This is a genomic window from Pseudomonas sp. BN607 (assembly GCF_029871175.1).
Classification (GTDB): domain Bacteria; phylum Pseudomonadota; class Gammaproteobacteria; order Pseudomonadales; family Pseudomonadaceae; genus Aquipseudomonas.
In genome coordinates this window covers 246,959-270,395 of record NZ_SSOE01000056.1, presented here as the reverse complement: position 1 = coordinate 270,395, position 23,437 = coordinate 246,959, and the positions used below count along the sequence as shown (strand labels likewise).

General features: G+C 62.4%; 22 protein-coding genes. 16 read left to right on the top strand and 6 right to left on the bottom strand.

The features are described 5' to 3' along the window. The first annotated feature begins 5 nt into the window (after positions 1 to 5). The 3 genes from secA (at position 6) to E8E68_RS15135 (ending at position 5,262) form a co-directional block, all read left to right on the top strand. Positions 6 to 2,741, top strand: coding sequence for a preprotein translocase subunit SecA (secA, locus tag E8E68_RS15145; protein ID WP_266031867.1), 2,736 nt, complete (start codon positions 6 to 8; stop codon positions 2,739 to 2,741). A gap of 197 nt (positions 2,742 to 2,938) precedes the next feature. Continuing rightward, positions 2,939 to 4,156: a bifunctional glutamate N-acetyltransferase/amino-acid acetyltransferase ArgJ gene (gene argJ, locus E8E68_RS15140; RefSeq protein ID WP_110742615.1), complete on the top strand. Its 1,218-nt coding sequence runs from the start codon at positions 2,939 to 2,941 to the stop codon at positions 4,154 to 4,156. A 161-nt stretch (positions 4,157 to 4,317) separates the two neighbouring features. After that, complete coding sequence (locus E8E68_RS15135) at positions 4,318 to 5,262, top strand: Nudix family hydrolase (protein WP_280342580.1); 945 nt, start codon at positions 4,318 to 4,320, stop codon at positions 5,260 to 5,262. Positions 5,263 to 5,294: 32 nt separating this feature from the next. Here the strand turns inward: E8E68_RS15135 and E8E68_RS15130 are convergent, their stop codons facing one another. From E8E68_RS15130 to E8E68_RS15120, 3 genes are read right to left on the bottom strand one after another with little or no spacing between them, the layout of a single operon-like run. After that, positions 5,295 to 5,861, bottom strand: coding sequence for a cob(I)yrinic acid a,c-diamide adenosyltransferase (locus E8E68_RS15130; protein ID WP_110742617.1), 567 nt, complete (start codon positions 5,859 to 5,861; stop codon positions 5,295 to 5,297). Position 5,862: 1 nt separating this feature from the next. After that, on the bottom strand, positions 5,863 to 7,893 hold the full coding sequence (locus E8E68_RS15125) for an ATP-binding protein (RefSeq protein WP_266031865.1): 2,031 nt from the start codon (positions 7,891 to 7,893) through the stop codon (positions 5,863 to 5,865). A gap of 38 nt (positions 7,894 to 7,931) precedes the next feature. Further along, a complete protein-coding gene (locus tag E8E68_RS15120; RefSeq protein ID WP_266031864.1) occupies positions 7,932 to 8,849 on the bottom strand; it encodes a putative 2-dehydropantoate 2-reductase in 918 nt (305 codons plus the stop codon). 100 nt (positions 8,850 to 8,949) lie between these two features. Between E8E68_RS15120 and E8E68_RS15115 the strand changes: the two genes are divergently transcribed. From E8E68_RS15115 to E8E68_RS15105, 3 genes are all read left to right on the top strand, one after another. Continuing rightward, entirely contained in the window at positions 8,950 to 9,435 is a 486-nt protein-coding gene (locus E8E68_RS15115) for a YajQ family cyclic di-GMP-binding protein (protein WP_016713577.1), read from the top strand. A gap of 114 nt (positions 9,436 to 9,549) precedes the next feature. Then, positions 9,550 to 10,392 (top strand): mechanosensitive ion channel family protein, encoded by an 843-nt coding sequence (locus E8E68_RS15110; RefSeq protein ID WP_110742620.1) that lies wholly within the window; start codon positions 9,550 to 9,552, stop codon positions 10,390 to 10,392. 153 nt (positions 10,393 to 10,545) lie between these two features. Further along, positions 10,546 to 11,790 (top strand): MFS transporter, encoded by a 1,245-nt coding sequence (locus E8E68_RS15105; protein ID WP_266031863.1) that lies wholly within the window; start codon positions 10,546 to 10,548, stop codon positions 11,788 to 11,790. 97 nt (positions 11,791 to 11,887) lie between these two features. Here the strand turns inward: E8E68_RS15105 and E8E68_RS15100 are convergent, their stop codons facing one another. Both E8E68_RS15100 and E8E68_RS15095 read right to left on the bottom strand, forming a co-directional pair. Continuing rightward, the gene (locus E8E68_RS15100) at positions 11,888 to 13,435 is read right to left on the bottom strand and encodes an AmpG family muropeptide MFS transporter (RefSeq protein WP_110742622.1); all 1,548 of its coding nucleotides are present in this window, start codon (positions 13,433 to 13,435) and stop codon (positions 11,888 to 11,890) included. 43 nt (positions 13,436 to 13,478) lie between these two features. Further along, entirely contained in the window at positions 13,479 to 13,832 is a 354-nt protein-coding gene (locus E8E68_RS15095) for an MGMT family protein (protein WP_266031862.1), read from the bottom strand. A gap of 153 nt (positions 13,833 to 13,985) precedes the next feature. Between E8E68_RS15095 and E8E68_RS15090 the strand changes: the two genes are divergently transcribed. From E8E68_RS15090 to groL, 5 genes are all read left to right on the top strand, one after another. Then, positions 13,986 to 14,996 (top strand): DUF481 domain-containing protein, encoded by a 1,011-nt coding sequence (locus E8E68_RS15090; protein ID WP_266031861.1) that lies wholly within the window; start codon positions 13,986 to 13,988, stop codon positions 14,994 to 14,996. Between the two features lie 164 nt (positions 14,997 to 15,160). Then, positions 15,161 to 15,892, top strand: a complete 732-nt coding sequence (locus E8E68_RS15085; RefSeq protein ID WP_280342570.1) for a DUF2470 domain-containing protein — start codon at positions 15,161 to 15,163, stop codon at positions 15,890 to 15,892. Positions 15,893 to 15,959: 67 nt separating this feature from the next. After that, positions 15,960 to 16,421 carry an FxsA family protein gene (locus E8E68_RS15080; RefSeq protein ID WP_096426721.1) on the top strand — a complete coding sequence of 154 codons (462 nt, stop codon included), beginning with the start codon at positions 15,960 to 15,962 and terminating at the stop codon, positions 16,419 to 16,421. Positions 16,422 to 16,665: 244 nt separating this feature from the next. Continuing rightward, complete coding sequence (locus tag E8E68_RS15075; RefSeq protein ID WP_016488938.1) at positions 16,666 to 16,959, top strand: co-chaperone GroES; 294 nt, start codon at positions 16,666 to 16,668, stop codon at positions 16,957 to 16,959. 48 nt (positions 16,960 to 17,007) lie between these two features. Next, a complete protein-coding gene (groL, locus tag E8E68_RS15070; protein ID WP_110742626.1) occupies positions 17,008 to 18,648 on the top strand; it encodes a chaperonin GroEL in 1,641 nt (546 codons plus the stop codon). Positions 18,649 to 18,809: 161 nt separating this feature from the next. Here groL and E8E68_RS15065 read toward each other — a convergent pair whose 3' ends face one another. Beyond that, positions 18,810 to 19,538 carry a phosphatase PAP2 family protein gene (locus E8E68_RS15065; protein ID WP_280342563.1) on the bottom strand — a complete coding sequence of 243 codons (729 nt, stop codon included), beginning with the start codon at positions 19,536 to 19,538 and terminating at the stop codon, positions 18,810 to 18,812. A 183-nt stretch (positions 19,539 to 19,721) separates the two neighbouring features. On the opposite strand from E8E68_RS15065, the gene colR reads away from it, so the two are divergent. The 5 genes from colR (at position 19,722) to E8E68_RS15040 (ending at position 23,430) form a co-directional block, all read left to right on the top strand. Beyond that, a complete protein-coding gene (gene colR / locus E8E68_RS15060) occupies positions 19,722 to 20,405 on the top strand; it encodes a two-component system response regulator ColR (RefSeq protein ID WP_003255215.1) in 684 nt (227 codons plus the stop codon). Next, positions 20,395 to 21,705 (top strand): HAMP domain-containing sensor histidine kinase, encoded by a 1,311-nt coding sequence (locus tag E8E68_RS15055; protein ID WP_266031858.1) that lies wholly within the window; start codon positions 20,395 to 20,397, stop codon positions 21,703 to 21,705. Before colR ends, E8E68_RS15055 begins: the two co-directional genes overlap by 11 nt. Before the next feature lie 106 nt (positions 21,706 to 21,811). Further along, positions 21,812 to 22,492: a class I SAM-dependent methyltransferase gene (locus tag E8E68_RS15050; protein WP_110742629.1), complete on the top strand. Its 681-nt coding sequence runs from the start codon at positions 21,812 to 21,814 to the stop codon at positions 22,490 to 22,492. Positions 22,493 to 22,498: 6 nt separating this feature from the next. Continuing rightward, entirely contained in the window at positions 22,499 to 23,197 is a 699-nt protein-coding gene (locus tag E8E68_RS15045) for a lipopolysaccharide kinase InaA family protein (protein ID WP_110742630.1), read from the top strand. Beyond that, the gene (locus E8E68_RS15040) at positions 23,197 to 23,430 is read left to right on the top strand and encodes a hypothetical protein (protein WP_110742631.1); all 234 of its coding nucleotides are present in this window, start codon (positions 23,197 to 23,199) and stop codon (positions 23,428 to 23,430) included. Before E8E68_RS15045 ends, E8E68_RS15040 begins: the two co-directional genes overlap by 1 nt. Positions 23,431 to 23,437 lie beyond the last annotated feature (7 nt).

The window sequence follows — 23,437 nt, the reverse complement described above, 5'->3', positions numbered from 1 at the left end:
CCGATATGTTTGCGCCTTTGTTAAAAAAACTTTTTGGAAGCAAGAACGAGCGTGAAGTCAAACGCATGCTCAAGACGGTGAGTATCGTCAATGCCTTCGAAGAGAAGATGGTGGCCCTCTCCGACGAGCAACTGCGGGGCAAGACCGCAGAGTTCAAGGAGCGTCTGGCCAAAGGCGAGACACTGGACCAATTGCTGCCCGAAGCCTTCGCCGTGGCCCGTGAAGCCGGCAAGCGTGTGATGGGCATGCGCCACTTCGACGTGCAGCTGATCGGCGGCATGACCCTGCACGAGGGCATGATCGCAGAAATGCGTACCGGTGAAGGCAAGACCTTGGTCGGTACCCTGGCGGTGTACCTCAACGCACTGTCCGGCAAGGGCGTGCACGTGGTCACCGTCAACGACTACCTGGCCCGTCGTGACGCCAACTGGATGCGCCCGCTCTACGAGTTCCTCGGCCTGTCGGTCGGCATCGTCTCGGCCTTCCAGCCGCCTGAAGAAAAGCGCGCCGCCTATGCGTCCGACATCACCTACGGCACCAACAACGAATTCGGTTTCGACTACCTGCGCGACAACATGGCGTTCAGCCAGGACGAGAAATTCCAGCGCGAGCTGAATTTCGCCGTGATCGACGAAGTCGACTCCATCCTCATCGACGAAGCGCGTACCCCGCTGATCATTTCCGGCCAGGCCGAGGACAGCTCCAAGCTGTACATCGAGATCAACCGCCTGATCCCGCGCCTGACCCAGCACATCGAAGAGGTCGAAGGCCAGGTCACCCAGGAAGGCCACTTCACCATCGACGAGAAGAGCCGCCAGGTCGAGCTGAACGAAGCCGGTCACCAGTTCATCGAAGAGATGCTGACCCAGGCCGGCTTGCTGGCGGAAGGCGAGAGCCTGTACTCGGCGCACAACCTGGGCCTGCTGACCCACGTCTACGCCGGCCTGCGTGCGCACAAGCTGTTCCACCGCAACATCGAATACATCGTCCAGGACGGCCAGGTCCTGCTGATCGACGAGCATACCGGCCGCACCATGCCGGGCCGTCGCTTGTCCGAAGGCCTGCACCAGGCTATCGAGGCGAAGGAAAACCTGAATATCCAGGCCGAGAGCCAGACCCTGGCTTCGACCACCTTCCAGAACTACTTCCGCCTGTACACCAAGCTGTCCGGCATGACCGGTACCGCCGACACCGAGGCGTTCGAGTTCCAGTCGATCTACGCCCTCAACGTGATGGTCATTCCGCCGAACAAGCCTTTGGCGCGTAAAGACTTCAACGACCTGGTGTACCTGACCGCCGACGAGAAATACGCCGCGATCATCGCCGACATCAAGGAAAGCATGAAACAGGGCCGGCCGATCCTGGTGGGTACTGCCACGATCGAAACTTCCGAGCACATGTCGAACCTGCTGAAGAAGGAAGGCATCGACCACAAGGTACTGAACGCCAAGTACCACGAGAAGGAAGCCGAGATCATCGCGCAAGCCGGCGCCCCGGGTGCGCTGACCATCGCTACCAACATGGCAGGCCGTGGTACCGACATCCTGTTGGGCGGTAACTGGGAAGCCGAAGTGGCCACGCTGGAAAGCCCGACTGCCGAGCAGATCGCCCAGATCAAGGCCGACTGGCAGAAGCGTCACCAGCAGGTGATCGAAGCCGGTGGTCTGCACGTGATCGCTTCCGAGCGCCACGAATCGCGCCGTATCGACAACCAGCTGCGTGGCCGCTCCGGCCGTCAGGGCGACCCGGGTTCCAGCCGCTTCTACCTGTCGCTCGAAGACAGCCTGATGCGCATCTTCGCCTCTGACCGGGTGAAGAACTTCATGAAGGCCCTGGGCATGCAGTCGGGCGAGGCCATCGAGCACCGCATGGTCACCAATGCCATCGAGAAAGCCCAGCGCAAGGTCGAAGGCCGCAACTTCGACATCCGCAAGCAGTTGCTTGAATACGATGACGTGGCCAACGAGCAGCGCAAGGTGATCTACCACATGCGCAACAGCCTGCTGGCCGCCGAGAACATCGGCGACACCATCGTCGAATTCCGTCAGGAAGTCCTGGACGCTACCATCAGCCAGCACATTCCGCCGCAATCGCTGCCCGAGCAGTGGGACGTGGCCGGCCTGGAAGCTTCGCTGGCCAGCGATTTCGCCATGAAACTGCCGATCCAGCAGTGGCTCGACGAGGACGATCACCTCTACGAAGAGACCCTGCGCGAGAAGCTGCTGAGCGAGATCACCACCGCCTACACCGAGAAGGAAGACCAGGCCGGCATCGACGCCCTGCGTACCTTCGAGAAGCAGATCCTGCTGCGCGTGCTGGACGACCTGTGGAAAGACCACCTGTCGACCATGGACCACCTGCGTCACGGTATTCACCTGCGCGGCTATGCGCAGAAAAACCCGAAGCAGGAGTACAAGCGCGAGTCGTTCAGCCTGTTCCAGGAGCTGCTGGAGTCGATCAAGCGCGACACCATCCGCGTGCTGTCGCACGTCCAGGTTCGTCGCGAAGACCCGGCCGAAGAAGAAGCCCGCCTGCGTCGCGAAGCCGAGGAACTGGCCAGCCGCATGCAGTTCCAGCACGCCGCTGCCCCTGGCCTGGAAAGCGAGCAGCTGAGCGAGGAGGGTGCCGAAGTGGCAGTTGCCTCGGCGCCGGTGCGCAACGACCTGAAGCTGGGCCGCAACGAGCCGTGCTGGTGTGGTTCGGGCAAGAAGTTCAAGCATTGCCATGGTCAGATCGAGTGATCTGATTCACTCGCTGTAACGTGACAAATCGGGGGCCGCTGTGCGGCCCATTCGCGGCACAAGGCCGCTCCCACATGAATCGCGCCTGCTCTGGAGGTTGCGATGCTCTTGTGGGAGCGGCCTTGTGCCGCGAATGGGACGCGAAGCGGCCCCGCTCTTCCTTCATCATTTCACCGTAATTTCTAGGAGCGCTCTAAATGGCTGTTGGTCTTGGTCCTTTGCCCACCCTGCACCCGGTTCCGGGTTTTGAACTCGGCATCGCTTCTGCCGGCATCAAGCGCCCAGGGCGCAAGGATGTGGTGGTCATGCGCTGTGCCGAAGGCTCCAGCGTGGCGGGTGTGTTCACCCTCAACGCTTTCTGCGCCGCGCCGGTGATCCTGTCCAAGCAGCGCGTACAGGGCACCGTGCGTTACCTGCTGACCAACACCGGCAATGCCAACGCCGGTACCGGCGCGCCAGGCCTGGCTGCTGCCGAGCGCACCTGCGCCAAGCTGGCCGAACTGGCTGGCGTGCCTGCCGAGTCGATCTTGCCGTTTTCCACGGGTGTAATTGGCGAGCCGCTGCCGGTCGAGAAGATCGAAGGCGCGCTGCAGGCCGCCCTCGACAACCTGTCGGAAAACCACTGGGCTGAAGCCGCCACCGGCATCATGACCACCGACACCTTGCCCAAGGGCGCCAGCCGCCAGTTCCAGCATGATGGCGTGACCGTTACCGTCACCGGCATCAGCAAGGGTGCTGGCATGATCCGCCCGAACATGGCCACCATGCTCGGCTACATCGCCACCGACGCCAAGGTTGCCCCCGCGGTGCTCAAGGACCTGATGCTGGACGGTGCCAACAAGTCGTTCAACCGTATCACTATCGATGGTGATACCTCGACCAACGACTGCTGCATGCTGATCGCCACCGGCAAGGCCAATCTGCCGGAAGTGACCGAAGCCAGCGGCGCACTGTTCGAAGCGCTGAAAAAGGCCGTGTTCGAAGTGTGCATGGAAGTGGCCCAGGCCATCGTCCGTGACGGCGAAGGCGCGACCAAGTTCGTCACCGTGCAGGTCAATGGTGGTGGCAACCACCAGGAATGCCTGGACGTCGGTTACGCCGTCGCCCACTCGCCGCTGATCAAGACCGCGCTGTTCGCCTCCGACCCGAACTGGGGCCGTATCCTCGCTGCCGTTGGCCGTGCCGGTGTGCCAGAGCTGGATGTAAGCCTGATCGACGTGTACCTCGACAACGTGTGCATCGCCAGCCAGGGCGGCCGTAGCCCTAGCTACACCGAGGCGCAGGGTTCGGCAGTGATGGCTCAGGAAGAAATTACCATCCGTATCGAACTGGGCCGTGGCCAGTGCAGCGAAACCATCTGGACTACCGACCTGTCCCACGAGTACGTGAAGATCAACGCCGAGTACCGTACCTGATTCAGACTGGGCATCCTGTGGGAGCGGCCTTGCGTCGCGAAGGGCTGCAAAGCAGCCCTGACTTACTCAAACCAATGGAGCCGAACCATGAGCTATTACCTGATCATCGGCGACGAGCTGCACGCCTCCTGGTTGCAAGCTGGCCTGGGGGAGTGTGAAGTGTGAAACGGATTCATGTAGTAGCGGCCGTCATTCGTGGCGCGGATGGCCGCATCTTGATTGCGCGGCGTGCCGATACCCAGCACCAGGGCGGCCTGTGGGAGTTCCCCGGCGGCAAGCTGGAGGAGGGCGAAAGCGTCGAAGCGGCGCTGGCGCGCGAGTTGCGTGAAGAGTTGGGTATCGAGGTAAGCCGTTCGCGTGCGCTGATCAAGGTCAGCCATGACTACCCGGACAAACAGGTGCTGCTGGATGTGCGCGAAGTCGAGGCGTTCACTGGCGAGCCGCATGGCGCCGAAGGCCAGCCGCTGGCGTGGGTTGCCCCGCGCGACTTGCCGCAATACGAATTCCCTGAGGCCAACAAGCCGATCGTGGCTGCCGCGCGCTTGCCGGACCAGTACCTGATCACCCCGGATGGCCTGGAAGTACCGCAGATGCTCAAGGGCATTCAGAAGGCGGTGGCCAACGGTATTCGCCTGATCCAGTTGCGTGCCCCGGACATGTATGACCCCAAGTACCGCGACGTGGCGGTGGATGCGGTCGGGCTGTGTGCGGGCAAGGCGCAGCTGATGCTCAAGGGGCCGCTGGAGTGGCTGGGGGATTTCCCGGCGGCCGGTTGGCACCTGACGGCGGCGCAACTGCGCAGGTATGCCGCCAAGGGCCGGCCGTTCCCCGAGGAGCGTTGGCTGGCTGCGTCCTGCCACAGTGCCGAGGAGCTGGCGCTGGCAGAGCAGATGGGTGTGGACTTTGTCACCTTGTCGCCGGTGCAGGCAACCCAGACGCATCCCGAGGCGGTGCCTCTGGGGTGGGATGCGGCGCAGCGTTTGATTGCGGGGTTCAGCAAGCCGGTCTATCTGCTGGGTGGGGTAGGGCCGGGTGAGCGCGAGCAGGCCTGGGAGGCTGGGGCGCAAGGTGTAGCCGGAATTCGGGCGTTCTGGCCTGAGTCATGAGTGATTGGGGCCGCAAAGCGGCCCCAGAATCATCAGCCCTGCGCTTTCTCGGCAGGCTGCCACAAAACCTCAGCCACCCCCTGTCGGCGCCCAATGATCCGCGCTGCCACAAACAGCAGATCAGACAGCCGGTTGATATAGGCCAGCCCAACCCCCTCCAGCGGTTCTACGGCATTCAACTGCTGACACCGCCGTTCGGCACTGCGTGCCAGGCTGCGGCACACATGCGCCTGGGCCACCAGCATCGAACCACTGGGCAGGATGAAGTTCTTCAACGGCCCCAGCTCTTCGTTCCACACATCGATAGCGGCCTCCAGTCGCTCTACCTCCGCCTGGTTCAACGCCTGGTAGCTGGGCATGGCCAGTTCCCCACCCAAATCGAACAAGCGGTGCTGACAGGGTGCAAGCACGCAGCTCACCTCATCCAGCCCATGCTCGGCCAGGCCTGCCAGCAGCACGCCCAGCTGGCTGTTCAGGCTGTCCACTTCGCCAATCGCTTCGATCCGCGGGTGGTCCTTGGCCACCCGGCGGCCGTCGCCCAAGCCGGTTTCGCCCTTGTCACCGGTGCGGGTGTAGATCTTCGACAGGCGGTAGCCCATGTCACTTCTCCATTTTTGTCGGCACCGCTGCTGCAGGCGAGCCGAGGGGCAGGCGCAGGGTAAAGCAGGTGCCCTGGCCGGGAGTGGAATGCACTTCCATCTGCCCTTTGTGGTTGTTGGTGATGATGAAGTACGAGACCGACAGGCCCAGACCGGTGCCCTGGCCGATTTCCTTGGTGGTGAAGAACGGCTCGAAGGTGCGCTTGCGCACCGCTTCGGGCATGCCCACACCGTTGTCCTCGACCTGGATTTCCGCCCATGGCGGGTTCAGCCGGGTACGCAGGGTGATACGCCCCGGCTCGCTCGGTTGTGGGCGCAGGTGAATGGCCTGGGCGGCGTTCTTCAGCAAATTGAGCAGCACTTGTTCCAGCTCGTTGGCCGTGCACGGCACCGGCCCGAGCTCGGGGTCGAACTGGCGCACGATGGCCTGGCCCTTGAAGTCGAAACCGATGGCCAGGTCGAAGTCGTTGCCGGCAATTTCCACTGCCTGGTCAATCAGTGCCGGCAGCTCGCAGGGCACCAGCTGACGGTTGCTGCGGCGGCTGAAGCTGAGCATGTGGGTGACGATTTTCGCCGCCCGGGCTCCGGCTTGCTGGATACCGTCGAGCAGTTGCGGTACCTCGCGGCTGTCCAGGTAGCGGTTGACCGTGGCCAGGTCGATGCCCAGCTCTTCGGCTTGTTCCTGGTTGCGCGGCAGCTCGTTCGACAGGCGCCGGCGGATGTTCTGCACATTGTGCAGAATGGCGCCCAGCGGATTGTTGATTTCGTGGGCCATGCCGGCGGCCAGGCCACCGACCGAGAGCATTTTCTCCGACTGCACCATCATTTCTTCCAGTGACAGGCGCTGGGTAATGTCGTCGATACGAATGACCACGCCGCGCCCGCCGCCGCCGGTCAGCGGGTAGAAGGTGAGGGCGTAGTGGCGCAGGTCATCGCCCTTGGCCCAGGTAACCCGCTCGATTTTCGCCACCCGGTGCTTTTCCACGGTTTCCTTCAGCTGTGGCAGGAACGGCTTGAGCGGTTCGAAGGCGATGAACACCGGCTGGTTCAGCGCTTCATCCAGCGGCGTGCCGGAAAGCACCGTGGCTTCATGGTTCCACTGCGTGACATAGAGCTGTTCGTCAAGGGCGATCAGCGCCGATGGCATTGAGTCGATGATGCTGTTGAGGTAATTCTGAAAGCCGGTGAGCTTCTTCTCGATCTTGCTGCGCACCTGTACTTCCAGCTCCAGTTTGCGGTTGGTGTGGCGGGTTTCCTCGGCCAGGCCCTGGGCCTGGTCATACGCATCCTGAAACTCGTCCCGAGCGCGCTTGAGCTGCTGCTCGCGGGCTTCGATGCGCGAGAGCATGGTGTTGAAAGCCTCGGCCAGGCTGCCGATTTCATCGTCGTTGCCGCGCCGGGCACGCAGGGCGTAGCTCTCCTCACGGGTCACCTGGCGGCTGAGCTCTTCCAGCTGGTTGATGGGTTGGGTGATCAGGCGCTTGATCTGCCGGGCGATGACGATCCACAGCAGGATACTGAACACCAGGATCCCCAGGCTGGCACTGAGGGTGCCGGTGTAGAACGCCGTGGGCAGTTCGCTGCTGGCCACCAGCAGCAGGTGTGCAGGTGGGTTGGCGTCGCGCGGGATGCGGATCAGCTGGGTGCTGCGAAACTCCATCAGGCGCCAGCCGTCGATGTTGCGAAAGCGCTTGGGCATGGCCAGCGGCTCGCCATGCTGCAACTGCGCCAGCATGCGGCCATCGCCGCCATAGACGGCGGCAGCGCGCAGCGGCGTGTAGCTGTCCAGCTCCTTGAGCAGGGCACTGGCGGTCTCTGGCGTGTCGCCAGCGCGGGCCGCCAGCTGCGGGTTGGCCACTAGCCTGCCGATGGTTTGCAGGGCCTGTGGTGCCATGCTTTCCTGGGTGATCCAGTAGGCTGCGCTGATGAAGGTGAGGTTGGCCACCAGCAGGATGGTCACCAGCAATACCAGCAGGGCCGCCAGCAGCTTCTGCCCGACCGGGAGGTTTTCCAGGCGTTGGCGCAAGGTCATGGGCTAGGCAATGTCCATATCCGGTTCAAGGGGCTGCGTCAGTCGCAGGGCAAGCCACGCAGGCGCAGGTTTTCGACCAGGCGTAGCTGCAGGTGTTCCAGCTGCGGCAGCTGCAGGCCATGGCGGCTGGCGGCGCGGCAGGCATGGCCGAGCAGGTAGTGCACCTCGGTGCGCCGGCCAGCGCGCACGTCCTGGTACATGGAAGAGTAGTTGGCTGCGGTGGCGAGGATCACCCGCTGTACCTCTTCGTCCAGCCCGTCCGCTGCTTGGGGCTGGCCGCAACGGCGCAGCAGCTCGGCCAGTTCGCCGCACAGCGCTTCTACTTCACCCAGATGCCCCAGCAGCCCGCCGTTCTGGCAGTCATGCAATACGGTCAGCGGGTTGATTGCGCAGTTGAGCGCCAGTTTGCGCCACAGCCGGGTAAGGATGTCCACCGTCCACTCGGCAGGGATACCCGCCTGGTGCAGGTCATCGAACCAGGCCGGGATCGCCGGCATGCGCGGGTCGCCCAGCCAGTTGAAGCCATGGCCGGCGAAGCGTACCTGCCAGTCACCCTCGCGGAACGCACCTTCGGTGCTGGAGGCGAAGATACAGCGCGCGTGAGGTACCAAGTCGGCGACGTCATCTTGGCTGCCCAGGCCATTCTGCAACAGCAGCACTTCGGCGCCATTGGCCAGCCGTGGCGCCACGCCGGCAATGGCCGGGGCGGCGTCGTAGGCCTTGCAGGCCACCAGCAGGCGGTGGATCGGCCCATGCGCCTGCGCGGTTTCGGCGGGGATGGCGTAGTGCCGGGTGTGATCCTGCTCGAACAGGGTGAGGCCGCCAGCCTGCTGGTAAGCCCGCAGCCGCTGCCCGTCACGCAGGATCAGCCTGACGGCCTTGCCTGCACGTGCCAGGCGGCAAGCCCACAGGCTGCCCAGGCTGCCGGCGCCGAGAATATGCCAGGTGCTGCTCATATGCGTTTCGCAACCCGTTATAATGAGCCCGCATTTTAACCGTCAAACCCAGCGCGCTCCATCTTCAGCCTGAGCGCGCTTTTATTTTGGGAGAACAACCATGCCTTCGTTCGACGTGGTATCGGAACTGGACAAGCACGAAGTGCAGAACGCGGTGGACAACGCCATCAAGGATCTGGACCGCCGTTACGACCTCAAGGGTAAGGGCACCTTCGAGTTCAAGGACAAAGAGCAGACCGTGATGCTCACTGCCGAAGAAGAGTTCCAGCTCGAAGCGATGCTGGAAATCCTGCGCCTCGCGCTGGTCAAGCGCAAGATCGACGTGAAATGCCTCGAAACCAAGGATCCGTACGCATCCGGCAAGGAAAAGAAACAGGAAGCCAAGTTCCGCGAAGGCATCGACAAGGACCTGGCCAAGAAAATCGTTGCCACCATCAAGGATGGCAAGCTGAAAGTGCAGGCCGCTATCCAGGGCGAGCAGGTTCGTGTAACCGGCAAGAAGCGTGACGACCTGCAGGAAGCCATTGCCCTGCTGCGCACCAAGGAATTCGACATGCCGCTGCAGTTCAACAACTTCCGCGACTGATGCGCGGGCGGGCCGGAACCCCGATGGCCATGTGATGTCCATGGGGGCCGGGGCTGCGCAAACGCGCGTAGCCTGTTCTACCGTGTACTTGCCGCTCGGCATCAGGAGATGAATATGGATTTGAACGCTGAAGTCGATCAGCTGGTTCGCCAATCGCAAACCTGGATCCCCCTGATCATGGAATACGGCAGCCGTGTGCTGCTGGCGCTGCTGACCCTGGCGGTCGGCTGGTGGATCATCAACAAGGTCAGCGCCCGCCTGGGCAAGCTGGTAGGCCTGCGCAATGCCGACCTGGCGTTGCAAGGCTTTATCAGCACCTTGGCCAATATCGTCCTCAAGGTGCTGCTGCTGGTCAGTGTTGCCTCGATGATCGGCATCGAGACCACTTCGTTCGTCGCCGCCATCGGTGCCGCCGGCCTGGCCATCGGTCTGGCCTTGCAGGGCAGCCTGGCGAATTTTGCCGGCGGGGTGCTGATCCTGATGTTCCGCCCGTTCCGCATTGGTGACTGGATCGAAGCGCAGGGTGTTGCCGGTACCGTCGACAGTATCCAGATCTTCCACACCGTGCTGCGCACCGGTGACAACAAGACTGTGATCATGCCTAACGGCAGCCTGTCCAACGGCATCATCACCAACACCAATCGCCAGCCAACGCGCAAAGTAGTGTTCGACGTGGGCGTGGACTACGAGGCCGATCTGCAGAAGGCCCGTAACGTGCTGCTGGACTTGGCCAAGGACCCGCGTGTGCTGGCTGACCCGGCACCCCAGGCCGTGGTGGCGACGCTGGGTGACAGCTCGATCACCGTGTCGCTGCGTTTGTGGACCAAGACTTCCGATTACTGGGACGTGATGTTCATGCTCAATGAGCATGCGCGTGACCGGTTGAAGGCCGAAGGCATCGATATTCCGTTCCCGCAGCGGGTGATTCGCGTGGTGCAGGAGACTGCCGTGCAATAAGCCTGCAGGAAAACGGGGCCGCTTTAGGCCTCATCGCTGGCTTACCGGCGATGGGGCGTGAAGCGGCCCCGTTTTTTTTACACTTGTTCACAGCAAAAAAACGCCATTTCTGGCATATAGCCTGACCCTGCCTGCCACACCCGATACGCCATCATGAAACCACTGCTGTACATCACCCCTCTGCGCGCCTTGCTGTTCGGCCTGACCCTGGCCCTGTTCGAGCTGCTGACCTATCTGGCCAGTGACGCGGTCATGCCGGCCATGCCGGTGGTGGTCGGCGACCTGAAGGCGAGCCCGGAATACATCCCGCACGCCCTCAACCTTTATCTGCTGGGCGGCGTGGTGCTGCAATGGCTGATCGGCCCGCTGGCAGATCGTTACGGGCGGCGCCCGCTGTTACTGGTCGGCTGCGCAGGCTTCGGCCTGGCCTGCCTGGCTACTTTCTGGGTTCATGACATCGGGCTGTTCAACCTCCTGCGCCTGTTGCAGGGCATTGGCCTGGGCTTCGTGGTCACGGTCAGCTACCCGGCCCTCAACGAAGCCTTCAGCGAGGCTGACGCCGTACGCATGATGGCCCTGCTGGCGAACATCGCCTTGCTATCGCCGCTGTTGGGGCCGCTGGTGGGTACCTTGCTGCTGCAATGGCTGGACTGGCGCTGGCTGTTCGTGGCGTTCACCTTCGGCGCCGTGCTGACCTGGCTGCTGCTGTACCGGCTGATGCCGGAAACCCTGGGGGTGGAACGCCGTGATGGGTCACGCCTGGCCTTCACGCCAATCCACTTGCTGCCGCTGCTGGCGGGCTATGGCCAGTTGCTGGCCAACCGCCGCTTCGTTGCCGGCAGCGCTGCCCTGGGCCTGGTCGGTTTGCCGCTGATTGGCTGGATCGGCCTGTCGCCGGTGCTGCTGATCCACGACGAAGGGCTGAGCACCATGGAATACGCCTTATGGCAGCTGCCGGTGTTTGGAGGGCTGATCCTCGGCAACCTGATCATCAACCGTATCGCGGACCGCTATCCGCTGCCGGCCCTGGTACGCGGCGCGCTATGGCCATATCTGGCTGGCCTGGGCCTGATGGTGCTGGCGACCTGGTACTGGTCGAGCGTAACCAGCGTGGTCGTGGGCATGTCGCTGTATGCCCTGGGCCTGGGCGTGGCCAACGCAGTGTTGTACCGCATGACGCTGTTCTCCAGCGAGCAGAGCAAGGGCCTGGTTTCCGCGATGCTGGGGATGATCACCATTGCCTTGCTGGGGTTGGGCGGTGCGCTGCTGGCGATGATTGGTGCCGGCGCCAGCCTGCTGCACTTTGCGCTGGCCGCGGGGGTGGCGGGGGCATTGGCGCTGTGGCCGTTGTGGTTCGTGGTGGGCGGCAGGTCGGGGGAGGGGGCTGTTTTCCAGTAATGGGTTTACCTGCTCTGGTCCTGTCGCGGGCAAGCCAGCGGCCATCTGTGTCGGCTGGCTTGCTGGTGATAGGAGCAGAACAGGTTGCACAGAGCTGTCAGGGGCGCTCGGTCGCCGAGCTTTCCTGAGCCACCGGCTTGCCCCGCCCGGCCTCCTGACGCCACTGCAGGGCAATCAGGATCAGCGTAGGCACGCCCAGCAGTGCGGTAATCAGGAAGAAGTCGTGGTAACCGAACTTCTCCACCATCACCCCCGAATAGCCCCCAATCAACCGTGGCAACAGCAGCATGATCGAGCTGAGCAACGCGTACTGGGTTGCCGAGAACTTCAGGTTGGTCAGGCTCGACAGGTAGGCGACGAAGGCCGAAGTGGCCATACCCGAGCTGAAGTTGTCCAGCGAGATGGTCACCACCAGCATTTCCAGGTTCGGGCCCATGTCGGCCAGCATCAGGAACAGAATGTTGGTGCCCGCCGATGCAACGCCACCGATGAACAGGATCGGCATGATGCCGAAGCGTACGATCAGTAGGCCGCCGATCCCGGCACCGACCAGGGTCATGATCAGGCCGAAAATCTTGCTGACGCTGGCGATCTGGTCTTTGGTGAAGCCCATGTCGATGTAGAACACGTTGGCCATCACGCCCATCACCGTGTCAGACATGCGATAGGTGGCGATCAGGCCCAGCAGCAGCAGGGCCTGCCAGCGGTACCTGGCGATGAAGTCGTTGACCGGTGTCAGCACCGGCGCCAGGCCACGGCGACCAAGGCTCGACAGGCACGCCCAGGTCAGCAGCACATAGAGAATCAGGCGCAGGAAGGCGCGGTCTTCCAGCAGCAGGTCGAGCGGCGTGGCATCACCGGAGATGACTGTGGACCAGCCGGTATTGAACATCTGGGTGAAGCTGGCGGGTACCGACACCAGCAAGATGATCAGCACGAAAACCGAGGCCATCTGGTGCACCAGCCCGTAGCGCGCTGCCGACAGCTGGGTGCGCATGGGCACTGGCGGTTCGCGCATGACCAGGGTGGTGAACAGCGCGGGCAGCATCATTACCCCGAACATCACATAGGTGCCGGCCCAGGCCTTGTGCAGGTAGCTGAAACCGGTGGAGCCGAACCATTCGGCGAAGAACAGGGCGCCAGCCGTGGCGAGCAGGGCAGCTACCCGGTAGCCGGCCATGTAGCTGGCTGCCAGCGCGGCCTGGCGTTGGTCGTCGGCGATTTCCAGGCGGTAGGCATCGACGGCGATGTCCTGGGTGGCCGAGGCGAAGGCCACCAGCACCGCCATGGCGATCAGCCATGACAGGTGTTGTTGCGGATCGCAAAGGCTCATGCCGACCAGGCCGATGACCACCAGCGCCTGTGACAACAGCAGCCACGAACGCCTGCGCCCCAGGCCGCCCAGCAGCGGCAGGCGCCATTGGTCGAGCAGCGGCGACCACACCCACTTGAAAGCGTATGCCAGGCCGATCAGGCTGGCATATCCAATGGTCTCGCGGGCGACGCCGGCTTCGCGCAGCCACACCGACAGGGTTGAGAACACCAGCATGTAGGGCAGGCCGGCGGCAAAGCCGAGCAGCAAAAGTACCAGGGTTGACGGGCTGGCATAGGCTTCAAGCGCAGCGCGCCAGGTTTTACGGGGCATGGGCCAACATCTGCCTCAAGTTTTCGAAAACAAAGCGCGCACTCTAACCGCTGTGCTCCATTGGGCGCCAGCCATGGCGCGTCATATCCACACGATTGTTGGTTACATTCACACCTTCCGCGCGTAGACGCGCCCGTTGTTCATCCCCCGACGGGGTCCCCAGTGCCAGGCTCAGCCGGCCACCTGCGCCGAGCACCCGGTGCCAGGGCAGGCGGGTATCGGCTGGCAACTGCCCAAGGGTGCGCCCGACCCACCGCGCCGCGCGCCCAAGCCCTGCCAGCTCGGCGAGCTGGCCATAACTCACCACTTTGCCGCTCGGCACCTGGCCAAGCACCGAATATAGCGCCGTTCGTCGGCCTTCGGCGCAATCATGGGCGTGCTCATATCCACCAGGCATCACGCCCCCCTAGGGCTGCAGATGAAACCGGACCGATGGTCCGGGGAAATGAGAGTTGAACTCAACGGCATGCACCCGGTCTGTCCTTGCTCTGGTCGTCGGTATCTGGATAATGCCCGGCTTTTTTCGTTGAATCGAACCTGTAGTCCGCTTATGAATACTAGATCCTTGTTGTGCCTGCTTGCAGCTTCCCTGTGTGCGTCCCCGGTGTTCGCCGACACCGTGTGGATGAAGAATGGCGACCGGCTCAGTGGCAAGATCAAGGTCTTCGATGGCGGCAAGCTGCTGCTGGAAACCCCTTACGGCGGCGCCATCGCCCTGGACTGGAAGGAAGTCCAGACCCTGGAGAGCGACCAGGAGATGCTGGTCAAGCAGGATGCCTACAACGGTGAGAGAGCCAAGTCGCTGAAGGCGGCCGAGCCTGGCAAGGTGACCCTGGCCAATGGCGAGGCGCCGAAGACTGTCGATCTGGCCAGCATCGAGCAGATCATGAAGCCCAAGCCGCTGGTCGAGGACCTCGTGTGGAAAGGCAATGTCGACGTGGCGCTGGACTACAAGCGTGCCGAGAATGACACCGACGACTATGACATCGGCTTCAAGACCACTGCCCGTCACGGCCGCTGGCGGCACAATGCCGAAGGCGAATACAACCGCGAGACCAAGGACGACGTCACTACCACCGACAACTGGAGTGCCGAGTATGCCCTGGACCGCTTCCTCACCGAGAAGTGGTTCTGGCAGGGGCGTGCTGAATACAAGCGCGACCGTATCGAAGACCTCGCCCGCCAGCGTACCGTGGGTACCGGCCCGGGTTACCAGTTCTGGGACGATGAGCTAGGCGCATTCTCGCTGGGTTCGCTGATCAACCGCACCGATTTCGAGTACCAGGACGGCAGCAAGGACAATTTCTACTCCGCTGCGGTGAAGTGGGACTACACCCGCTACCTGATCGGCAAGAACGTGCAGCTGTTCACCAACGGCGAGTTCGCCAAGCCCTTGGGTGGTGCGGCTGACTACTCGCTGGATGCTGAGGTCGGCCTGCGCTACAAGGTCACCGAATGGGCCTCGCTCAACCTCAAGGCGGAGAAGGACATCATCACCGGGACGCGTGAGAGTGACCTGGACAAGACGCGCTATACCGCTGGGTTCGGCGTTACCTGGTAAGCCGCCGGGGGCGCTTTGGCTCCCGGTCGCGACACCATGGCAGGGATTACGCCGGCCAAGATGGGAGCGCCCTTGTGTCGCGATGGGCTGTGTAACAGCCCCATTGGCACTGGAACTGATAATGCTTATCTTGTCTTGATTCAGCCGCCAGGAGCCGCCCCCAAGTGAGTACCAACGCCATTCGCCCCGCCCGGGAACTGCTGCTCAAGGAATACCGTGGCGTGCTCTCGACCCATTCCAAGTCGATGCCCGGTTTCCCATTCGGCTCGGTCGTGCCGTACTGCCTGGACGCCCAGGGCAACCCGCTGATCCTCATCAGCCGCATCGCCCAGCACACCCACAACCTGCAGAAAGACCCCAAGTGCTCGCTGCTGGTGGGGGAGCGGGAGGCAGAGGATGTGCAGGCGGTGGGCCGCCTGACCGTGATGGCCGAGGCGCACAAGTTGGTCGACGATGCGGCCATCGAGGCCGCCGCCGAGCGCTACTACCGCTACTTCCCCGACGCGGCCAGCTACCACAAGGCCCACGACTTCGACTTCTGGGTGCTGCAGCCGGTGCGGCACCGCTACATTGGCGGTTTCGGCGCAATTCACTGGCTGGACCAGGTGACCCTGGCCAACCCGTTCGCCGGCAAGGCCGAGGCGAGCATGATCGAACACATGAACAGCGACCACGCTAACGCAATCGCTCACTACGTGGCGCTGACCGACCTGCCAAGCCATGCGCAGGCGCAGATGGTCGGAGTGGACAGCGAAGGCATGCACCTGCGTATTGGCCAGGCGGTGCACTGGTTGCCTTTCCCCAGTATTTGCAATACGCCGACACAAGTCCGCGAAGCCTTGGTATTGCTGGCGCGCGCTGACCAGTGGCCGACTGCGGCACAGGTCGAGGGTTGAAAAAACGAGCATCTGCATCCATCTGTAGGTCTCACAGGAAGGGTGTCTTCCAACGAGGATTGCTTTGATGCGTGCTTTTCTACTGTTGTTTCTGCTGTTTCCCGTGCTGGAGCTGTTCGTCTTCGTGAAGGTCAGTGCCGCGATCGGGTTCTTCCCGGCGCTGCTGCTGATCATCGCCGGCTCGGCCCTGGGCGTGCTGGTGATGCGGGTGGCCGGGCTGGCGACCGCATTGCGTGCCCGTGAGAGCCTGCAGCGCGGTGAACTGCCCGCCGAGGACATGTTCCAGGGCATGATGCTGGCGGTCGGTGGTGGCCTGTTGTTGCTGCCAGGCTTCATCAGCGACGTGCTCGGCCTGCTGTGCCTGCTGCCGTTTACCCGTCACCTGGCTGCGCGCAAGATGCGTGAGCGTGCCGAGGCCCAGGCCATGCGCCAGCGTGCGTTCCAGGACGACCCGTTCCAGGCGCAGCCCCGTGAGGGCGGCCATCGGCCGAACGTGATCGAAGGCGAGTACGAGCGCCGCGATAAGTGAAACGCACCGGGGCCGCATAAGCGGCCCCGGTCTTTTTCGGCCTGATGAAAAATTTTGTGTACCTAGCCTTGTAATTGAATATGGCGGCCTCATGTATGTGGTCACCGCAAGGTTTCTGGCGGCAACGCCAGACATTACACAAGTGGTTCGCCCATCGCGGGCCACTTCCCGGCAACGCCGGACAGCATCAACCCGCCGGTGTCGATACCGGCCGATGAAAACCACAATTTGGGAGAGATCGACAATGAAGCTTCGTCCTCTGCATGACCGCGTAGTCATCCGTCGCAGCGAAGAAGAATCGAAAACCGCTGGCGGTATCGTCCTGCCGGGTTCGGCCGCTGAAAAACCAAACCGCGGCGAAGTTGTAGCCGTCGGCACCGGTCGCATCCTGGACAACGGCGAAGTTCGCGCGCTGGCCGTGAAAGTGGGTGACAAAGTGGTCTTCGGCCCTTACTCGGGCAGCAACACCGTGAAAGTCGATGGCGAAGACCTGCTGGTCATGGCCGAGAACGAAATCCTCGCCGTTGTCGAAGGCTGATTTCCCCGACTTCCCGTTACTCCAAAGAAATTCAAGGATTAAACGATCATGGCTGCTAAAGACGTAAAGTTTGGCGATTCCGCTCGTAAAAAAATGCTGGTTGGTGTCAACGTACTGGCTGACGCTGTAAAAGCGACCCTCGGCCCGAAAGGCCGTAACGTGGTACTGGCCAAGAGCTTCGGCGCGCCAACCATCACCAAGGACGGCGTTTCCGTCGCCAAAGAAATCGAGCTGAAAGACGCTTTCGAAAACATGGGCGCCCAGCTGGTCAAGGAAGTCGCTTCCAAGGCCAACGACGCTGCCGGTGACGGCACCACCACCGCTACCGTCCTGGCCCAGGCCATCGTCAACGAAGGCCTGAAAGCCGTCGCTGCCGGCATGAACCCGATGGACCTGAAGCGCGGTATCGACAAGGCCACTGCTGCCGTTGTTGCCGAGCTGAAGAACCTGTCCAAGCCATGCGCCGACTCCAAGGCCATCGCCCAGGTAGGCACCATCTCCGCCAACTCCGACAACTCCATCGGTGAAATCATCGCCGAAGCCATGGAAAAAGTCGGTAAAGAAGGCGTGATCACTGTTGAAGAAGGCTCGGGCCTGGAAAACGAACTGTCTGTCGTAGAAGGCATGCAGTTTGACCGTGGCTACCTGTCGCCATACTTCGTCAACAAGCCGGACACCATGGTTGCCGAGCTGGAAGGCCCGCTGCTGCTGCTGGTCGACAAGAAAATCTCCAACATCCGTGAGCTGCTGCCAGTGCTGGAAGCCGTTGCCAAGGCCGGCCGCCCACTGCTGATCGTTGCCGAAGACGTTGAAGGCGAAGCGCTGGCTACCCTGGTAGTCAACAACATGCGCGGCATCGTCAAGGTTGCTGCGGTCAAGGCACCGGGCTTCGGCGACCGCCGCAAGGCCATGCTGCAGGACATCGCCGTCCTGACCGGTGGCCAGGTCATCTCCGAAGAAATCGGCCTGTCCCTGGAAACCGCTACCCTGGAGCACCTGGGTAACGCCAAGCGCGTGATCCTGTCCAAGGAAAACACCACCATCATCGATGGTGCTGGCGCTGACACCGAGATCGAAGCACGCGTCAAGCAGATCCGTGCCCAGATCGAAGAAACTTCCTCGGACTACGACCGTGAGAAGCTGCAAGAGCGTCTGGCCAAGCTGGCTGGCGGTGTTGCCGTGATCAAGGTTGGTGCCGGCACCGAAGTTGAAATGAAAGAGAAGAAAGCCCGCGTTGAAGACGCCCTGCACGCTACCCGTGCAGCCGTTGAAGAAGGCGTGGTACCTGGCGGTGGTGTTGCCCTGGTTCGCGCCCTGGCAGCCATTGTTGACCTGAAAGGCGACAATGAAGACCAGAACGTCGGTATCGCCCTGCTGCGTCGCGCTGTAGAAGCCCCGCTGCGCCAGATCACTGCAAACGCCGGCGACGAGCCAAGCGTTGTTGCTGACAAGGTCAAGCAAGGTTCGGGTAACTTCGGTTACAACGCTGCTTCCGGCGAATACGGCGACATGATCGAGATGGGCATCCTGGACCCAGCCAAGGTCACCCGTTCGGCGCTGCAAGCTGCTGCTTCGATCGGCGGTCTGATGATCACCACCGAAGCCATGGTTGCTGACCTGCCAGAAGACAAGCCAGCTGCTGGCATGCCTGACATGGGCGGCATGGGTGGCATGGGCGGCATGATGTAAGCCAGCCTTACCCCCTGCACCATCAGAAAGCCCCGGTTCGTGAGAACCGGGGCTTTTTCGTTTAGCTGCAAGGGCCTCTTCGCGGGTGAACCCGCTCCCACAGGTCATGCACCGGATCTGAAAACTGGTGCGGTACCGGTGGGAGCGGGTTTACCCGCGAATCAGGCTACGCTGCGCTCGGTGACTGGCACTTCCGCCAGCCCACGCCGATACAGAACCAGGTAATACGACCCCAACCCGATCAACCAGCAGAACACGGCCGTCCACACGTTGTGCGACAAGAAGTGCGCCCCTTGCATCATCCGCCCCACACCTAGTACCGACCCTGCTACAAACGCCACTACGAACGCTAAGCGCGCAAGCCGCGGCTTGCGATCACGCAGCATGAAGAACAACCCGAACAGGCAGAACCCGGTCGCCGCATGGCCACCTGGCCAGCACAACCCTGGCTTGTCGGTTGGCGGTCGCGGTTCCAGCAGCTTGCTGTAGGTTTCGGTACCGCCGAACTGGGTCAGGCTCCACGGGCACTGAACCTGGGTCACCTTTTTCAGCGGCGTCACGAATGCCGTCGACAGGCCCAGGGCCAGCACCAGGCAGCCCAGCTCACGGCGCCAGCCGAACAAGGGCCGCCAGAAAAAGCTCGCGGCAAAGGTCAGCAGCGACAAAACACCCAGCAGAATCACCCCTTGCTTCACCCGGTCATGCAGGATGTTCTCCAGCAGGTAGCTGTGGCGTCCAATGAACTGCCCGGCGGTGGGGTCGAAGAACAGGTTGGCGACGTCCATGTCGACCGAGGTCAGTTCCAGCAGGATCAAGGCCAGCGCGGTCGCCAGGGGAACTCCCAGGTACAGCCAGTAATTGATCGGACGTGGGCGGGTGCGTTGCTGCATGGCGGCTCCAGGGCGCGGAAAAGATCGGGCATTGTCGGCCGCCCGCTATCCTGTGTCCGTGAAGGATCAGTGAAAAAACCGTCAACTGCGGTGAATTTTCTACGGGGCTGGCACCGTGCAGGCATAGGCCTTAAGCTGCGCCTGCCGCGCACCACAGCGAGAAGCGCCGCACAGGAGAAACCGATGCGCATTCTTTTGGTTGAAGACAACCGCGATATCCTGGCCAACCTGGCCGATTACCTGGGCATGAAGGGTTACACCGTCGACTGCGCCCAGGATGGTCTGTCCGGCCTGCACCTGGCCGCCACCGAGCACTACGACCTGATCGTGCTCGACATCATGCTGCCCGGCATCGATGGCTACACCCTGTGCAAGCGCCTGCGCGAAGACGCCCGCCGTGACACCCCGGTGATCATGCTCACCGCGCGTGACCAGCTGGACGACCGGCTACAGGGCTTCCGCTCCGGTGCCGACGACTACCTGCTCAAGCCGTTCGCCCTGTCCGAGCTGGCCGCACGCATCGAAGCAGTGCTGCGCCGTGCCCAGGGCGGTGGGCGCCGTACGTTGCAGGTAGCCGACCTCAGCTACGACCTTGACACCCTCGAGGTAACGCGTCAGGGCCGCTTGCTCAAACTCAACCCGGTCGGCCTGAAGCTGCTGGCGGTGCTGATGCAGAAAAGCCCGCACGTATTGCGCCGCGAGGTGCTGGAAGAGGCCCTGTGGGGCGACGACTGCCCTGACAGCGACAGCCTGCGCAGCCACGTGCACCAGCTGCGCCAGGTGATCGACAAGCCATTTGAAAAACCGCTGCTGCATACCGTCCATGGCGTCGGCTATCGCCTCGCCGAGGGCCGCGATGGAGTTTAAGCAAAGCCTTGCCCAGCGCATCATCATTGCCTTTGCGCTGATGAGCGCGCTGGTGGCCGGGGCGTTCGCCTTCGGTATCGTCGGCACCGTGCACCTGGTCGAAGAGCGGCTGATTTCCTCGGTGCTGGGTGGCGACCTGCAGCGTCTGTTGCGTATGGACAGTGTCAGCGACTGGAGTCATCGGCCCCGTCCCGACCAGTTGTTCTATTTCAGTGGCGGCCGGGATGACTTCGAGCTGCCAAAGGACCTGCGCCACCTCGAGCGGGGCTTCCACGAAGTGTTTCGCGACCAGTTGTCTTACCACGCCATGGTCGAGATCGTCGATGGCCGCCGCTATGTGCTGCTGCAGGACCAAAGCGACTTCGAAGAGCGCGAGCGTGTGCTGTTCGCAGTGGTAGTGGTGGGCTTCGTGCTCAGCCTGGTGCTGGCGGTAATTCTCGGCTGGCTGGTCGCGCGCCGGGTAATGGCACCGGTGATCCGCCTGGCGCGCCAGGTGCGTCATCGCGACCAGTTGCTGGGCCTGGCCCCACCTTTGGCGCCGGACTATGCGGCGGACGAAGTCGGCCAGTTGGCGGTGGCGTTCGACGATACCCTGGGCCGCCTGCGCGACGCCCTGACCCGCGAGCGCCTGTTTACCAGTGACGTCAGCCACGAGCTGCGCACGCCGCTGATGGTGCTGGCGACCTCCTGCGAACTGCTGATGGAAAACCCCAATCTCGATACCCGCGCACGCAGCCAGGTAGAGCGAGTGGCGCGGGCTACCGAAGAAATGCGCGAACTGGTCAAGACCTTCCTCATGCTGGCCCGGGCGCAGCGTGACGAGGGCGCGGTGGCGTCGCGAGCGACCCTGCGCGAGGTGGCCGACGAGCTCATTGGGGTGTGGCGCGACACCATCGAGCAGAAAGGCCTGACCCTGTACTTCGATGGCCGCATCAGCGCCAGCCCGGTCCTGTACAACGCCACCTTCCTGCAGTCTGTGATGGGCAACCTGCTGCGCAATGCCGCGCACTATACCGACGCTGGCTATATCCGCCTGAGCCTGGAGGCCAACGGCTTCAGCGTCGAGGACAGCGGGGTGGGCATTCCCGAGGAGCAGCGCGAGGCGATGTTCAAACCGTTCGTGCGGGGCGATGAGCGGCGAGGCGAGGGCCTGGGCCTGGGCCTGTCGCTGGTGCAGCGGATCTGTGACGACCAGGGTTGGCATGTCACCCTTACATCAACGCTGCCGCACGGCTGCCGATTCCACGTGGACCTGACCAACACCACGACCAAGAACGACCTGGACACCCTGGTTGAGTAATCTGTTGTAACAGGTGCCTGGGCGCTAAACATATTTTTCACATCCGCATGACCTGATTCCAACGCTTGCACGACTAGTGTGGGCGCAATGAGTCAGGAGATGCCCAATGCGTAGCCCCATCAAGCTTGAATTTTCCGAGAAGTACGACAAAGACCATGCCCGCGAGTACTTCCTCAAGCATCAGGACGGCCTGGCGCGACGCCTTTCCCACAAGCGAGATGAACAATTGGCCCGGCGCGCTCTGGCGTTGGCCGGCGAGCCTGGCCTGGTACTGGACTTGCCTTGCGGTGCCGGCCGCTTCTGGCCGCTGCTGGCGGAAAAACCCAATCGGGTCATCATCGGTGCCGACAACTCCGAGGCGATGATCGAGACAGCCTGCGCCGCGCAACCGCCAGAAGTGGTGGCGCGGGTACGGCCTTTGCAGACTTCGGCATTTGCCATCGATTTGCCGGACAATTCGGTGGACAGCATTTTCTGCATGCGCCTGTTCCACCACATTGGCGAATCGGCACACAGAAAAACCATTCTGTCGGAATTTCAGCGAGTTAGCCGTGATAGTGTGATCCTTTCGTTGTGGGTGGACGGCAATTTCAAGGCCTGGCGGCGGAAAAAGCTCGAGCAGCGCCGCAGTGCCAGGGCCGATCAGGATAATTACCAGAACCGTTTCGTGTTACCGGCTGAAACGGTCGAAGAAGAATTCACGGCCGCCGGCTTCAGAATCCAGGAACGCCTCGACTTCCTGCCGTTCTATGCCATGTGGCGGGTCTACGTATTGCGTAAGGGGTAGTGTTTGATGGCTGTAGCCCAGAGAGGGGAGTCGCGGTTCGATTTTTACTGGCGCCAGCAAGGCGAGTGGGTCGAGGAGCCTAACCAGCGCCGCGGTGGCGAGAGTGGTGTGCAACGCCTGAACGATGCCGACGGCAAACTGCTGTATGCCAAGCGCCAGGTCGGGCATATCTACCGTAGCCTGCTGCACCCTTTCGGCCGGCCGACCGTATTGCGTGAGCTGGATGCGCTTAACAGTTTTGAGCAACTCGGGGTGCGTGTGCCACGCATCGTCTTCTGTGGTGCCGAGCGTGACGCTGACCATCAGTGGCGTGCGCTGCTGGTCAGCGAAGCGCTGGACGGTTTTGTCGAACTCGACACCTGGCATGCCGAAGGTGCTCGCGAGCGGTACCCGCAGGTGGTGCATGAGCGCATGCTCAAGGACCTGGCGGACAACTTGGCGCGCATGCACCTGGGCCATTGGCAGCATGGCTGCCTGTACGGCAAGCATGTGTTCATCAAGGTGATTGGCGAGGGCGAGCAGGCCCGTGTCGAGGTGGCGTTGCTCGACCTGGAAAAGTGCCGGCGGCGCATCAGCTGCCAGCGTGCGGCGGGCAACGACCTGCGCCAGCTGCGCCGCCATTCGTCGCTCAATGACGCGGAATGGCAAACGCTGCTCTACTTTTACAAGATGGCGTTTGGCAGCGCTGTCAAAGGGTTAGGGTGATGAAACTAGAAATAGCTCGAGCTTTGTTCCTGATAGCAGGTCTGGCGGTCACCACTGTGGCGGTCGCTGCCTGGGAGGAGCCCAAGCCGACGGTGTTCAGCAAGGCTGAAATGGCCGACCAGTGCGCGCTGCCGCGGGAAGCGAAACCGCAGCAGCAGGCCAAGGTCCAGCCGGATCATGACCTGTTGCTGTTCCTGTTCGGTATGCGCCAGGGATTACGGCCGTTCGGTTGAGCCCGGT

Excerpts from the sequence above, each read along its gene's own strand:
- secA (WP_266031867.1), top strand. The coding sequence starts at position 6 with ATGTTTGCGCCTTTGTTAAAAAAACTTTTTGGAAGCAAGAACGAGCGT.
- argJ (WP_110742615.1), top strand. The coding sequence starts at position 2,939 with ATGGCTGTTGGTCTTGGTCCTTTGCCCACCCTGCACCCGGTTCCGGGT.
- E8E68_RS15130 (WP_110742617.1), bottom strand. The coding sequence starts at position 5,861 with ATGGGCTACCGCCTGTCGAAGATCTACACCCGCACCGGTGACAAGGGC.
- E8E68_RS15125 (WP_266031865.1), bottom strand. The coding sequence starts at position 7,893 with ATGACCTTGCGCCAACGCCTGGAAAACCTCCCGGTCGGGCAGAAGCTG.
- E8E68_RS15120 (WP_266031864.1), bottom strand. The coding sequence starts at position 8,849 with ATGAGCAGCACCTGGCATATTCTCGGCGCCGGCAGCCTGGGCAGCCTG.
- E8E68_RS15115 (WP_016713577.1), top strand. The coding sequence starts at position 8,950 with ATGCCTTCGTTCGACGTGGTATCGGAACTGGACAAGCACGAAGTGCAG.
- E8E68_RS15110 (WP_110742620.1), top strand. The coding sequence starts at position 9,550 with ATGGATTTGAACGCTGAAGTCGATCAGCTGGTTCGCCAATCGCAAACC.
- E8E68_RS15105 (WP_266031863.1), top strand. The coding sequence starts at position 10,546 with ATGAAACCACTGCTGTACATCACCCCTCTGCGCGCCTTGCTGTTCGGC.
- E8E68_RS15100 (WP_110742622.1), bottom strand. The coding sequence starts at position 13,435 with ATGCCCCGTAAAACCTGGCGCGCTGCGCTTGAAGCCTATGCCAGCCCG.
- E8E68_RS15095 (WP_266031862.1), bottom strand. The coding sequence starts at position 13,832 with ATGCCTGGTGGATATGAGCACGCCCATGATTGCGCCGAAGGCCGACGA.
- E8E68_RS15090 (WP_266031861.1), top strand. The coding sequence starts at position 13,986 with ATGAATACTAGATCCTTGTTGTGCCTGCTTGCAGCTTCCCTGTGTGCG.
- E8E68_RS15080 (WP_096426721.1), top strand. The coding sequence starts at position 15,960 with ATGCGTGCTTTTCTACTGTTGTTTCTGCTGTTTCCCGTGCTGGAGCTG.
- E8E68_RS15075 (WP_016488938.1), top strand. The coding sequence starts at position 16,666 with ATGAAGCTTCGTCCTCTGCATGACCGCGTAGTCATCCGTCGCAGCGAA.
- groL (WP_110742626.1), top strand. The coding sequence starts at position 17,008 with ATGGCTGCTAAAGACGTAAAGTTTGGCGATTCCGCTCGTAAAAAAATG.
- E8E68_RS15065 (WP_280342563.1), bottom strand. The coding sequence starts at position 19,538 with ATGCAGCAACGCACCCGCCCACGTCCGATCAATTACTGGCTGTACCTG.
- colR (WP_003255215.1), top strand. The coding sequence starts at position 19,722 with ATGCGCATTCTTTTGGTTGAAGACAACCGCGATATCCTGGCCAACCTG.
- E8E68_RS15055 (WP_266031858.1), top strand. The coding sequence starts at position 20,395 with ATGGAGTTTAAGCAAAGCCTTGCCCAGCGCATCATCATTGCCTTTGCG.
- E8E68_RS15050 (WP_110742629.1), top strand. The coding sequence starts at position 21,812 with ATGCGTAGCCCCATCAAGCTTGAATTTTCCGAGAAGTACGACAAAGAC.
- E8E68_RS15045 (WP_110742630.1), top strand. The coding sequence starts at position 22,499 with ATGGCTGTAGCCCAGAGAGGGGAGTCGCGGTTCGATTTTTACTGGCGC.
- E8E68_RS15040 (WP_110742631.1), top strand. The coding sequence starts at position 23,197 with ATGAAACTAGAAATAGCTCGAGCTTTGTTCCTGATAGCAGGTCTGGCG.